Source organism: Alphaproteobacteria bacterium LSUCC0684 (assembly GCA_041228335.1).
GTDB lineage: Bacteria > Pseudomonadota > Alphaproteobacteria > Puniceispirillales > UBA1172.
The window spans coordinates 456410-468146 of sequence record CP166130.1 but is presented as its reverse complement, the minus strand read 5'-3'; the positions used below and the strand labels follow the sequence as shown (position 1 = coordinate 468146).

Annotated in this window: 15 protein-coding genes and 1 other RNA gene; 1 reads left to right on the top strand and 15 read right to left on the bottom strand. The window is 52.0% G+C overall.

Features of this window, described 5'->3' with window-relative positions; all coding sequences use genetic code 11:
• Positions 1–378: 378 nt before the first annotated feature.
• The 15 genes from pal to AB8880_02210 form a co-directional block, all read right to left on the bottom strand.
• Positions 379–732: a peptidoglycan-associated lipoprotein Pal gene (gene pal, locus AB8880_02280; GenBank protein XDZ66242.1), complete on the bottom strand. Its 354-nt coding sequence runs from the start codon at positions 730–732 to the stop codon at positions 379–381.
• 383 nt (positions 733–1115) lie between these two features.
• Positions 1116–2447 carry a Tol-Pal system beta propeller repeat protein TolB gene (gene tolB / locus AB8880_02275; GenBank protein ID XDZ66241.1) on the bottom strand — a complete coding sequence of 444 codons (1332 nt, stop codon included), beginning with the start codon at positions 2445–2447 and terminating at the stop codon, positions 1116–1118.
• A 27-nt stretch (positions 2448–2474) separates the two neighbouring features.
• Positions 2475–3488 (bottom strand): hypothetical protein, encoded by a 1014-nt coding sequence (locus tag AB8880_02270; protein ID XDZ66240.1) that lies wholly within the window; start codon positions 3486–3488, stop codon positions 2475–2477.
• A gap of 3 nt (positions 3489–3491) precedes the next feature.
• Positions 3492–3929, bottom strand: coding sequence for a protein TolR (gene tolR, locus AB8880_02265; protein ID XDZ66239.1), 438 nt, complete (start codon positions 3927–3929; stop codon positions 3492–3494).
• A 7-nt stretch (positions 3930–3936) separates the two neighbouring features.
• Positions 3937–4650 (bottom strand): protein TolQ, encoded by a 714-nt coding sequence (gene tolQ, locus AB8880_02260; GenBank protein XDZ66238.1) that lies wholly within the window; start codon positions 4648–4650, stop codon positions 3937–3939.
• Between the two features lie 19 nt (positions 4651–4669).
• Positions 4670–5143, bottom strand: coding sequence for a YbgC/FadM family acyl-CoA thioesterase (locus AB8880_02255; protein ID XDZ66237.1), 474 nt, complete (start codon positions 5141–5143; stop codon positions 4670–4672).
• On the bottom strand, positions 5127–6167 hold the full coding sequence (ruvB, locus tag AB8880_02250; GenBank protein XDZ66236.1) for a Holliday junction branch migration DNA helicase RuvB: 1041 nt from the start codon (positions 6165–6167) through the stop codon (positions 5127–5129). The genes AB8880_02255 and ruvB overlap by 17 nt, the downstream gene beginning before the upstream one ends.
• Positions 6164–6766 (bottom strand): Holliday junction branch migration protein RuvA, encoded by a 603-nt coding sequence (gene ruvA / locus AB8880_02245; protein ID XDZ66235.1) that lies wholly within the window; start codon positions 6764–6766, stop codon positions 6164–6166. Before ruvA ends, ruvB begins: the two co-directional genes overlap by 4 nt.
• Complete coding sequence (gene ruvC / locus AB8880_02240) at positions 6763–7302, bottom strand: crossover junction endodeoxyribonuclease RuvC (protein ID XDZ66234.1); 540 nt, start codon at positions 7300–7302, stop codon at positions 6763–6765. Before ruvC ends, ruvA begins: the two co-directional genes overlap by 4 nt.
• A gap of 40 nt (positions 7303–7342) precedes the next feature.
• On the bottom strand, positions 7343–8086 hold the full coding sequence (locus tag AB8880_02235; protein ID XDZ66233.1) for a YebC/PmpR family DNA-binding transcriptional regulator: 744 nt from the start codon (positions 8084–8086) through the stop codon (positions 7343–7345).
• A gap of 70 nt (positions 8087–8156) precedes the next feature.
• Entirely contained in the window at positions 8157–8975 is an 819-nt protein-coding gene (locus AB8880_02230; protein XDZ66232.1) for a TIGR00282 family metallophosphoesterase, read from the bottom strand.
• Between the two features lie 39 nt (positions 8976–9014).
• The gene (locus AB8880_02225) at positions 9015–9626 is read right to left on the bottom strand and encodes a 5-formyltetrahydrofolate cyclo-ligase (GenBank protein XDZ66231.1); all 612 of its coding nucleotides are present in this window, start codon (positions 9624–9626) and stop codon (positions 9015–9017) included.
• A 117-nt stretch (positions 9627–9743) separates the two neighbouring features.
• Positions 9744–9899, bottom strand: a non-coding RNA gene (gene ssrS, locus AB8880_02220) — 6S RNA.
• Positions 9900–9918: 19 nt separating this feature from the next.
• The gene (locus tag AB8880_02215; GenBank protein XDZ66230.1) at positions 9919–10239 is read right to left on the bottom strand and encodes a cell division protein ZapA; all 321 of its coding nucleotides are present in this window, start codon (positions 10237–10239) and stop codon (positions 9919–9921) included.
• Entirely contained in the window at positions 10232–10468 is a 237-nt protein-coding gene (locus AB8880_02210; GenBank protein ID XDZ66229.1) for a hypothetical protein, read from the bottom strand. Before AB8880_02210 ends, AB8880_02215 begins: the two co-directional genes overlap by 8 nt.
• A gap of 339 nt (positions 10469–10807) precedes the next feature.
• Between AB8880_02210 and AB8880_02205 the strand changes: the two genes are divergently transcribed.
• Positions 10808–11737 carry a class I fructose-bisphosphate aldolase gene (locus tag AB8880_02205; GenBank protein XDZ66228.1) on the top strand — a complete coding sequence of 310 codons (930 nt, stop codon included), beginning with the start codon at positions 10808–10810 and terminating at the stop codon, positions 11735–11737.

Sequence of the window (11737 nt, the reverse complement as noted above, 5' to 3'; positions counted from 1 at the left end):
TCCAGCATTGAAAAAGATGCACTGAACCACGATCAAAGCATGCCGTCTCAGCGGCAACTACCTTGGATGCTACACAAAAAACCTTAATTTATAGTTAACAAAACACAATTTTTTCATCGACGGCACCCCCCCCCCGCCTGTATTAGAACACTATAATTAGCACGCTATTCCAACATCATACGAACCCTCCACATACACATATCAACCCATGGCCCAGGGGGTTAATGATGAAAATACGGTGTCGTGAAGCACTTAAACAGACCCCATGACGTTGCAATAGGTTAATTTTTTAGCAAGGTGGGGAAAAATTTATTATCAGGTCATAAAAAAAGCCTGACACCGAAACGGTGTCAGGCTTTCATATCATATGTTCTTGATTTAGCGGATAATACTAACCGCACGCCGGTTCTTTGAGTAGGCGTAAGGGTTGGATCCGATAAATGCGGGACGCTCCTTGCCATAAGAAATGATCTTGATGCGAGCGTTGTTGATCCCCTGGGCTACAAGATAATCTCTTGCTGCCGATGCGCGACGCTCACCAAGGGCGAGGTTGTACTCACGGGTACCGCGTTCATCGCAATGGCCTTCAACCGTAATCCGGACCGAAGGATTAGCTTTCAGGAAAGCTGCCTGAGCGGCAAGGGTTGCCTTGCTTTCATCAGAAAGGGCAGAACTGTCATACTCGAAATACACCTTGTCGCCGATCTTGATCAACTCTTCTGCAGGTGTCATCGCAGCCGATGCAGAAGAAGATGCAGATGATGCGGAACTATCTGATGATGTCGAGGAAACAGAAGTATCACTGGATGAGGAACTCGAAGCACCAGAGCCTGCAGCGTCTGCTGCATCCTTTGGTGCGGTCTCACATGCTGCCAGCAGTGTCAACACAGCCAGGATAGGGAATATGCGGTTAGTCATTTATACACTCCCGTAGTATTGCCGGAGCTGCCGGCGCAGGATATCTATTGGAACTTCGTTCCCTATTTACATAAAACAGCATCACAAAACAACCATTTATCATCAACTAAGTCAAATTTATCCTAAAATTCTTCAAATATCATATCTACTGTGACCGTGATGATCTGTTTTTGCCACGCCTTATATGGAAACAGGGCTTACGGCAGACGCGGTGACCATGCCGGGTCAGAAGCAAAAGACGGCGTCACAATTCTTCTCTCATTAAAGCCTGTGATATCAATTCGGTACAGATATGTTTCCCCGCCAGAGCCGTCATCAGCGGTGGGATTCTGCTTGAAATACATGAGCACTCTTCCGTTGGGCGCCCAGGTCGGGGCTTCCACAAGAAAACCCTTGGCCAGGAGACGTTCACCTGAACCATCGGTATTCATCACTCCGATGTAAAACTGGCCGTTGTACATTTTGGTGAAAGCGATGATATCGCCACGTGGTGACCAGACAGGGGTCGCGTAACGCCCATTGCCGTAACTGATCCGGCGGACATTTCTGCCATTGCTGTCCATGACATAAATCTGCTGGGTGCCGGCCCGATCAGAGTTGAAGACAATCTGCTGTCCATCGGGCGAATAAGATGGGGAGGTATCAATTGAAGGGCTTTTTGTCAACTGGCGCATCTGCTGGGTTGACAGATTCATCTCAAAAATATCTGTCAGGCCGTTCTTGGCCATGCTCATGATCAGCTTCTTGCCATCAAAGGAAAATCGTGGGGCAAACGTCATACCCGGGAAAGTTCCAAGCAACTCGGATTTACCTGAACTTACATCCATCAGGTAGACATTCGGGTTGTCGTTAAAATAATCCAGATAGGCAATTTCCTGTACCTGCGGCGAAAACCTGGGGGTCAGCACCAAGGATTTGCCGTTGGTCAGATATGTGTGGTTATGACCATCCTGATCCATGATCGCCAGCCGCTTTACCCGGCGGTCAACAGGGCCACTTTCTTCAACATACACGATTCGAGTATCGAAATATCCTTTGTCCCCGGTCCAACTCTCAAAGACAAGATCAGCAATCTGATGAGATATCCGCCGGATGCCGCCTGTCGGCGTTTCCCCGTCCCCGGCAACGATTTCACGTTGAGTTACCACATCCCACAGAATAAACACCACTTCTACCATACCGTTGGCATTCCGTGATGCCGACCCGACAAGAAGCGCCTTGACGCCAAGCGGCTCCCATTCCGAGAAATCCGGACGTATAGATGGTGCCGAAGGCGGCGGGATCAGCGCGGCGGATTCCTCATTCCGAAACATCCCGGAATCGGCAAGATCATTGGCAATTATCTCAGCGATTGTTCGCCCCAGATCACTCGGAAGCCCATCCGGGCCAGTAAAATCAGCAATCGCAATAGGGGTTGGCTCGATACTGCCTTCCGTAATGGTGATCTTTTCCGTCTGAGCAACCGCAAGGGTGGCCAGCAGTATCATGGCAAATGTCAGGAAAATTCGTTGAGCAAATACAGCAATCATCTTTCAGCCGTGCACAGGGTCGGGGTTTCAGTTACGCGTAATAAAACGCGGATTGAACTCAAATTGCAATTCTTTCCATATTTCATACTTCTCAAGAGGAAGCGGTAAAGGGCTACATTCAAAAACCGCCCGCATGACGGCATCCGCCGCCGCCTTGAAGGTCTGGTTGCTTTTATAGCGGGCTGTTTCGACGATACCAACATATTCAACCTCCGCCTTTGAATTTAGACGCACAATTATGTCAACAATAAGGGCATCTGCACCTGCCGCCCCGGGCGGCGGGGACCAGCATTCGGCCAGATGACTTCTAAGCTGGTCAATCACAGACATTCCGAGTGGCCCGGATACGGTTTTCGGCGCATTCAGCGCCTGACCTACCAGTTGCGTTACCTTGTCCTTGGTTTCAGCTTTGGCCTCATCCTCTTTCTTCTTGTTCTGCTGTGAAGCGAGGATGTCCTTCAGTTTGTCCTTGGTCTCTTTCTTCTTGTCTTCCTTTTCTTTTTCCTCACGTTGCCGCTGGGATTTGTTCTCAATCAGATTCTGCAGGTTGCTGGCAAGCTGAAGTTGCTGTTCCTTTTTCTTTTTGTAATCCGGCGATTTGGTAACCGGACGTTGAGGTGGTGCCTGAACATCGACAGGTTTGGCCTTGGGCTTGGGCGGGGCGGATTGAGGCGCCTTTTTCGGCTTTGGTTTTGGCGAAGGGAGCGGCACCGCGTCCTCGGCAACAATCTTTGCTTCGGGGGCAGGAGCCGGAGCAGGGGCAGGTGGAGGAGGCGCCGGAGCAGGTGGGGGTGGCGGCGGTGGTGGCGGTGCTTCAGGCTCCTTTACCTCATCTGAGGGCTGGGGTTTGGGTTCAGTTTTCCCTTCAAATCCCTCTTTGAGATTAGTGTCATCAAGTGTCTGGATGATTTCCACGGTCAGAATAGGTTGTTCAGGTGCGATATCACGACTTAGAAGCGGCATACCCAGAAAGAACACCGCCACCACAAGGACATGAAAAGCAATGGACTGACCTATGGCCGAGCCGCGCACCATCATCATGTATCAGTTCTCTTCCGGAAGTTTCGTGATCAATGCAACGCGGCTGAATCCTGCTTCCTGGATACGACCCATGACCTCTATCACTTCCCCATAGGAAACGTTTTGGTCGCCACGAACAAAGACACGGGTTTCTGGTTTGGCCCGGGCAACTGCTTCTAGCCTTGGCAGAAGTTCTTCCAAGCCGATAATCCGGTTCTGCAAGGCAATTTCACCATCAGGCTTGATGGTGACCACCATCGGGGTTTGATCGTCCGAAATCTGGGAAGCCTTTGTCTTTGGCAGATCAACCGGCACACCGACGGTCAGAAGTGGTGCCGTCACCATGAAAACGATAAGCAACACCAGCATCACATCGACAAGAGGCGTAACGTTGATCTCCCCCATAGGACGAAGTTTGCGGCGGCCACGTCGCTGGCCTGAGGATCCAAGCTGAACACCCATTGCCGGCTTACCTTTCGTCTAACTGGCGGCTCAACAAGGTGCTGAATTCACCGCTGAATGTTTCGAGTCGGGACGCAAGGCTTTCGATCTGGCTTGAAAAACGGTTATAGGCAACCACCGCCGGGATTGCTGCCGCCAGACCGAGAGCAGTAGCAAACAAGGCTTCAGCGATACCGGGAGCAACCACTGCAAGCGAGGTATTCTTTGACTGGGCGATGGATTGGAAGGAGTTCATGATACCCCAGACCGTACCAAAGAGACCTACAAAAGGCGCGACAGACCCGACTGATGCGAGAAAGGTCATGCCTTTTTCGAGATGTGTCAGTTCACGCGAAATGGTTACCGACATTGTCCTCTCAATACGCTGGGAAAGAGAATGGATCCCATTCTGGCCATTAACGCCACGGCCATTGGCACGGTGCCATTCCCGCATAGCGGATACAAACACACGTGGCATCACACCATCAGGTTTATCACCAAGATTGTCATAAAGTGTATCTACCTTACCACCAGACCAGAAATCATCTTCGAAATCATCGGCAAAACTATACTCACGCCGTATCGATCTGAGTTTTTCGAAGATGATCGCCCAAGACCATATCGAGGCCAGCACCAGCAGCAACATGACCGCCTTGACAACCAGGTCTGCTGCCAGAAAAAGACCCCAGATACTTAGATCCTGACTGGTCACGGATAATGTCGTTTCGATACCTTCCTGCATGATACCCTCTCGCTATGCTTTATTCATTACCAGAAGTAAATTTATCCATCTTTGCACGAACATCTGCAGGCACCCGCACAGGCCTGCCCCCTGATGCCGAAACAAAAGCGCCCCGGACTTCAAGCGATGCGCGGGTTATTTCATCCGCATCACTGATTACCTGAAGCATGTTCAGGGTTGTCCGCCCCAGCCGGAAGCGACTCGTGCGGACAAAAAGCCGATCACCGATCACCGAAGGTTTCCGGTAATCTATCTCAATGCGGCTGATGACAATGATATCACCACGCTCGATAAGGGCATTCATCTCCACCCCCATACATCGCAACAATGCTGTGCGTGCCCGTTCAGCGTAACTGATATAATTCGCATGATAGACAATGCCTGCAGCATCGGTATCCTCATACTGGACAACCAAGGGGTATAGATGGGTATCTCCTTCAATCCAGCCATCCATCAGCACATCAAGATCAATCCCTTCAGCCTTCATCGACATCCCTCTCCGAAAGCAGATCAAGCTGGGCACCCTTCGGGGGTTCCAAACCAATATATTCCCATCCTGAACGAGACAGACACCGCCCCCGCGGGGTCCGCATAAGCAGTCCGGTCTGCATCAGATACGGCTCAATAACTTCCTCAAGCACATCGCGCTGTTCTGCCAAAACCGCAGCAAGGGTTTCCACCCCGGCAGGACCACCACCATAGTTCTCGGCTAGGCATTCAAGATACCTTCGATCCATCGCATCCATTCCAGACCGGTCGACACCAAGCTTGACAAGTGCGGCATCAGCTTCACCCGCGCCCACCTTTTCATCTCCGGCAACAGCGGTGATATCGCGAACCCGGCGCAAGAGTCGTCCAGCCACCCGCGGCGTGCCTCGTGATCGGCGAGCAACTTCAGCTGCTCCATCGTCGGTCAGTGGCATGCCAAGCTTTCCCGCGAGACGAAGAAGGATGGTTTTCAGTTCATCATGGGTGTAGAACTGCATTCGCATCTGAATTCCAAAACGGTCACGAAGCGGTGTCGTCAACAGCCCTGAACGAGTTGTTGCACCGACCAGCGTAAAGGGAGGCAGATCAATCCGCACCGACCGTGCCGAAGGTCCTTCACCGATAATGAGATCAAGTTGAAAATCTTCCATAGCGGGATATAACACTTCTTCTACGGCAGGATTAAGGCGATGAATCTCATCAATGAACAGCACGTCTCTTGGTTGCAAGTTGGTCAGGAGAGCCGCGAGATCACCGGCGCGTGCAATTACAGGACCTGATGTTGCCCGAAACCCGACGCCAAGTTCATGGGCTATGATCTGGGCAAGAGTTGTCTTGCCAAGCCCAGGCGGCCCGTGAAGCAGAGCATGATCCATCGCATCCCCCCTTCCCCTTGCCGCAGTAATGAATGTTGCGAGGTTACCAAGTCCCTGCCCCTGGCCGATGAAATCATCAAGCCGCCCCGGACGCAGACTGTCATCGCTCCCCTGTAGCGGTGCCGGGCTCACCAGCCTGGTATCATCACTCATTGACCAAGCTCCTTGAGGGCAGCAGGAAGGAGCGCTTCAAGAGAAGCTCCCGCCATCCCCGCCGATACGGCAACAACAGCGGCATGTGCTTCAGCACGTCCATAGCCGAGATTGACAAGAGCCGAGATCGCATCCCGGATCGCTGCCTGATCCGGGCTTGACGGATCTGCAGATCCAGCCTGAGGGCCGAGGGTAAGGCTTGAAACCTTTTCACCAAGCTCATTCACAATACGCTGGGCAAGTTTGGGACCAACACCGTCAGCACGGGTGATCATCGCCTTGTCACCGGCGGATATCGCCAGCATCAGATCATCAGGGCTAAGCGCGGAGAGAATAGAAAGTGCAGCCTTTGACCCAACTCCCTGAACTGTTTGGAGCAGGGTGAAGACATCCTTAACCGCAGCATTTGAGAAACCGGTAAGAATGATCCGATCATCACGGATCTGAGTATCGATGAGTATCATCACTTCGGCGCCAACACCGCCCATTCGGGCAAGACATCGGCTGGTAGCCTGAAACATGTAGCCAACACCACCAGCCATCAAGACCGCATGGCTTTCGCCTATTTCGACCAGAGTTCCGGAAAGTCGTGCAATCATGAGATATTTTCCTTTGCCAGCGCTCGTGCAATCGCCTTGTCCAGTAAGGTACCCTGGTCAGGTTCAGATAAAGAACTGCGGTCATGGCTGGCGGCGATGGCAATGGCGAGCGCGTCTGCCGCATCGGTGGAACTCGGCGTTACGCCAAGCAGACGGGAGACCATGGCCGTGACCTGATTTTTATCAGCACGTCCTGAACCCGTGAGGTTCTGTTTCACCCGGCGGGCAGAAATAGCCTCTACCTTAAGGCCATATTCAGCCAAAGCTATCAACGCTGACCCTCTTGCCATTCCGAGTTTGAGCGCCGATGCCGCGCTTTGGGCAACAAAAATCTCCTCAATCGCAGCCTGCTGAGGTTTGTAGAGGCTCAAGAGCGACGAAAGATCATGGCTGATCACAAGAAGCCGCTCAGCATCAGGTAGTTCAGGATCAGGGCGGATAACACCATCGGCCACCCATTTTAGGCTATTACCATTAATATCAATTATGCCCCAGCCGGTATTTCTTAAGCCCGGATCTATCCCGCAGATGCGCAAATTGCCCCCCTTATTGGGTGTTTTCAGATATAGGCAGGTATCAGCCTGCGAGTTTTGCCATCACGTCATCATCAATATCAAAATTCGACGCAACGCTCTGGACATCGTCAAGATCATCCAGAGCATTCAAAAGTTTCATCAATGTCTGGGCCTGATCTTCATTCACCAGCGTGGTATTCTGCGGCTTCCAGGCAAGACCTGCCTCCTCCGGTGCGCCGAACTGGCTTTCCATCATTTCACGCACGGTATTGAAATCTTCAGGGGCAGTCGTAATTTCATGCCCGCTATCATCACTTTCGACATTGTCGGCTCCGGCTTCAAGCGCTGCCTCAAATATCGCCTCGGCATCGGCGGCATCGGCGAGGTAGATCATCTGCCCCACCCGATCAAACATGAAATTGACGCTACCGGTCTCTCCTAAGTTGCCACCATATTTGTTGAATGTTGCCCGGACTTCGGATGCTGTTCGATTTCGGTTGTCGGTCAGTGCCTCAACGATGAGGGCAACTCCGCCCGGGCCATAGCCCTCATACCGGATCTCATCATAGTTGTCACCATCGCCGCCTTCGGCTTTTTTGAGCACGCGTTCGATATTGTCTTTCGGCATATTGGCAGCTCGGCATGCTGAAAGCGCCGTCCGTAGACGCGGGTTGGATTCCGGATCTATGCCACTTCTCGCCGCCACTGCCAATTCTTTGATAAGCCGGGTGAAAACCTTTGCCCGCTTAGCGTCTTGGGCGCCCTTGCGGTGCATGATATTCTTGAATTTGGAATGCCCTGCCATGGTCTATCCCTGTTGTCATCAGTGTTAGGTCAATATCTAGCAGAAATTTAACAGAAAAGCCGATAAAAACTCAACTGCTGGTATCTTTTTGTGTAGAGGCAAGCACGCCTCCCCGGCGGAAAGGGGAAATCGTTCTGGCAAGTCCTGTGGCATCATCAGTTTCCACCACCACCCCGCAAAGCGTAGCTTCACCCTTTGCAACCTCCAGTCGGCCTTGTGGTTTGCCGATAAAACGGCCCACCGCGGCCTCGGGGTCCATGCCAATGATTGAGGTATAATCGCCACACATCCCGGAGTCGGTCTGGTACGCGGTTCCTTTCGGCAAAATCCGTTGATCCGCTGTAGGAATATGAGTGTGGGTTCCAACAACAAGAGAGACCCGGCCATCAGCAGCAAACCCAATCGCTGATTTTTCCGATGTGGCTTCGCCGTGAACGTCAATCACGATTGCATCCGCGTCCCGGCCAAGGGCGGTGCGGATCAGCACCTTATCCAGCGCGCTGAAGACATTTTCATTTTCAGCCATGAAGAGATTGCAGATCAGATTAGCAACAGCCAGCCGCAACCCTTTGTCATTGACGACGGTGACCATCCCCTTCCCTGGTGTTCCTTCAACCATGTTGAACGGCCGGATCAGCCGATTTTCCTTGTCGATGAAGGGAATGATATCGCGCTTGTCCCAGACATGGTTGCCGGTTGTAAGCACATCCGCCCCGGCATCAAGAAAACCCTGGGCGATCTCCGGGGTGACACCAAAACCGCCAGCAGCGTTTTCGACATTCACAATAATAAAGTCCAGATCAAGCTCATGGCGCAGTGATTTCAGGCTTTCCATTACCTTTTTACGGGCGTTTCGCCCCACCACATCACCTAGGAAAAGTATCCGCATTATCTGCCTTTCCGAAACCCTTTTGTTTCAATTCCAGGATCAGTTTACGCCTTGCTCTGGTAAGACAAAACCCTCCGGTGTCAGCACCGCATCCAGCCTGGCATCGTGCTCGCCGCGGGGCACATGCTGAACGCGCTGGGAGGCGAAAGCAATGCCGACTGCCCTGACCTCCTGCTTGTGCTGGCGCAAAACGGCAAGGCTTCGGTCATAAAAGCCCCCACCATACCCAAGCCGAAAGCAATCATCATCAAAGGCCAACATGGGCACAAGCAGAATATCCGGTGCGCATTGCGGGGAATCCGGGCCAGGTTCTGATGTACCGTATAGACCGTCAATGACTGGATCTCCTTCTCGCCAGAGATGAAAATTAAGCGGTTTGCCCGGCTCAGGTGTTGCTGGAAGTGACGTTACTAATCCTGCCATAGCAAGTTTCTGCATAAGTGGTCTCGGGTCGAGTTCTGTTCGAATTGGCCAGTATCCTGCGACAATTGAATCTGGTTGAGGCTTGAATATTTCCAACAAAGCCGTAGCAAATTCAGCCAGCTCTCCGGCGGCATTCAAATCAAGCGCCGCTTCTTTGCGGATGCCAGACATGGTTTTGCGCAACGCTGCTTTTTGGTCTTCAAGTGATGTGGTTTCCCTATTTGTCATACCGATCCCCTGTCCTCTTCTCCTCTTGAACTTCATGTAATCATCCCAGTAACAGGGGCGAAGCATTAGGACAGTCTCTCCCGGATTGACATTACTTCATCGGGACCACGCCTGTTGCCGACAGCCAGAATGCCGCTGGTATGGACAATCCTCTGTGGCCTGCTTAGCAGGTGGGCGTCACGATACCCGGGCCACAACCCGGACAGAGGCAACTCCCAAGAGATGTCTTATGGCCCCAGGGATACGTTAACCTGGCGCACATTCCAGCTGCGGTAATTCTGATGTAGGCTGTTCAGTCTCTTGATGCAAGCGTTTCGAGACGCATGGCAATCTTTTCAATAACTGATGCTAGGCTATCTTCATCAGGAACATCTGCCTTGTTATGGGTGCTGGTGGTCGTAGCATTTTCAAGTTCAGTCAACTGATCGGTAAGAATAAGCGCTGCCATGACCAAAAGACGTGTCTCGCTGATGGGTCCCGAGACCGAAGAAACCTGGCGAACGACTCCATCGATCCTTTCACCTAAGGCCAGCACCTTGGTTTCCTCGCCAGGTGCGCAGACCATGGGATAATCCTGACCGTTGATATGAACAGAGACGCGGTTTTCAGTCATGGCCGCCCCCTCCAGCATCTGTATCGTGTTTCTTCTCCTCAGCCAAGATCATCAAAGCCTGATCAACCAACTGCCGGATAGCATTGATCTCACCATTTTGCATATTGGGGTTGGCCGCTCCAGGTGAACTTTCCATTTGCCTGGCATCAAGTTCAGCAAACTGTCTCTTCTCCAGAGATTCCACTGCCGCTTCAAGCCGCTGAAATGCTATTTCAAGGCGCGTGGTCATCCCAATGTCCATCCGTTGCTTTGCGTTTCAGGACAATTATCCTGAAAGCCGTTGCGGAAACAATCTGAGTGATTGTCATCTTTCAATGTAATTCTGTGCGGTTAGGCTCATAAGTTACACCAGTATCACAATAGAGAGATTCGCACCTGCCCGTCAATTCAAGAAAAATAACCCCGCCGCCCTTATCATTATCCGTGCTGAACCCGCCTCCGATCAACATCTTTCATAAATGATCCCCACATCAATAGATCAGAAAGGGGGGATTCATATTGACGTCCTAACATCGAATAGCGTAATGCTTGGCCCTGTGGATTAAACCGGTTTCATGGAGCTCCAACGATGAAGATAACACGCACTGTCCGCCGTATCCTTGACAATTATGAATCCGACAGTCCCGGGGTAAAAGCTAACCTCGCCCGGATCCTGATGCAGGGTAAACTGGGCGGTACAGGCAAACTTGTTATCCTTCCCGTTGATCAGGGATTTGAGCATGGGCCTGCACGGAGTTTTGCGCCCAATCCACCAGCTTATGACCCGCATTATCATTATCAGCTAGCCATTGATGCCGGCCTGTCGGCCTATGCTGCCCCTCTTGGCATGCTTGAGGCTGGAGCAGATACCTTTGCCGGCCAGATACCGACTATTCTCAAAGTGAATTCATCCAACTCCCTTGCCCAGGGTGGCCCGGCTCCAAGTCAGGCAATCACGGGGTCGGTCAGCGAGGCGCTTAGATTGGGATGCAGCGCAATTGGTTATACCATCTATCCCGGTTCAGATGCTGCCTTTGACATGATGAGCGAATTTCAGGAAATGACCGCCGAAGCCAAGGCCCTCGGCCTTGCGGTGGTACTGTGGTCCTATCCACGCGGTGGCACTCTTTCCAAAGAAGGTGAAACTGCACTTGATATCGCTGCCTATGCTGCCCATATGGCAGCTCTACTCGGCGCGCATATTATCAAGGTTAAACCCCCGACAGATCATCTTGAAAACACGGACGCCAAAAAAGTCTACGAAAGCCAGAATATTCCTTCGGCAACACTCGCTGAACGGGTTCGCCATATCGTGGATTCGGCTTTCAACGGGCGCCGTCTGGTGGTGTTTTCCGGTGGAGCGGCAAAGGATACCGAAGGTTTGCTGAATGAAATCCGGGCCCTTCGTGATGGTGGGGCTTCCGGCTCGATCATTGGCCGAAATACCTTTCAGCGCCCACGCGAAGAAGCGTTGGCTCTGCTCAACACAGTCATTAACATTTACAAGGGTCGAGACTAG

Bases quoted from the DNA above. Each gene is read 5' to 3' on its own strand.
- AB8880_02270 (XDZ66240.1), bottom strand. From the start codon at position 3,488: ATGATGATGGTGCGCGGCTCGGCCATAGGTCAGTCCATTGCTTTTCAT.
- AB8880_02225 (XDZ66231.1), bottom strand. From the start codon at position 9,626: ATGACAAATAGGGAAACCACATCACTTGAAGACCAAAAAGCAGCGTTG.
- AB8880_02255 (XDZ66237.1), bottom strand. From the start codon at position 5,143: ATGTCGATGAAGGCTGAAGGGATTGATCTTGATGTGCTGATGGATGGC.
- pal (XDZ66242.1), bottom strand. From the start codon at position 732: ATGACACCTGCAGAAGAGTTGATCAAGATCGGCGACAAGGTGTATTTC.
- AB8880_02215 (XDZ66230.1), bottom strand. From the start codon at position 10,239: ATGACTGAAAACCGCGTCTCTGTTCATATCAACGGTCAGGATTATCCC.
- AB8880_02230 (XDZ66232.1), bottom strand. From the start codon at position 8,975: ATGCGGATACTTTTCCTAGGTGATGTGGTGGGGCGAAACGCCCGTAAA.
- tolQ (XDZ66238.1), bottom strand. From the start codon at position 4,650: ATGCAGGAAGGTATCGAAACGACATTATCCGTGACCAGTCAGGATCTA.
- AB8880_02235 (XDZ66233.1), bottom strand. From the start codon at position 8,086: ATGGCAGGGCATTCCAAATTCAAGAATATCATGCACCGCAAGGGCGCC.
- AB8880_02210 (XDZ66229.1), bottom strand. From the start codon at position 10,468: ATGACCACGCGCCTTGAAATAGCATTTCAGCGGCTTGAAGCGGCAGTG.
- ruvA (XDZ66235.1), bottom strand. From the start codon at position 6,766: ATGATTGCACGACTTTCCGGAACTCTGGTCGAAATAGGCGAAAGCCAT.
- tolR (XDZ66239.1), bottom strand. From the start codon at position 3,929: ATGGGTGTTCAGCTTGGATCCTCAGGCCAGCGACGTGGCCGCCGCAAA.
- ruvB (XDZ66236.1), bottom strand. From the start codon at position 6,167: ATGAGTGATGATACCAGGCTGGTGAGCCCGGCACCGCTACAGGGGAGC.
- AB8880_02205 (XDZ66228.1), top strand. From the start codon at position 10,808: ATGAAGATAACACGCACTGTCCGCCGTATCCTTGACAATTATGAATCC.
- tolB (XDZ66241.1), bottom strand. From the start codon at position 2,447: ATGATTGCTGTATTTGCTCAACGAATTTTCCTGACATTTGCCATGATA.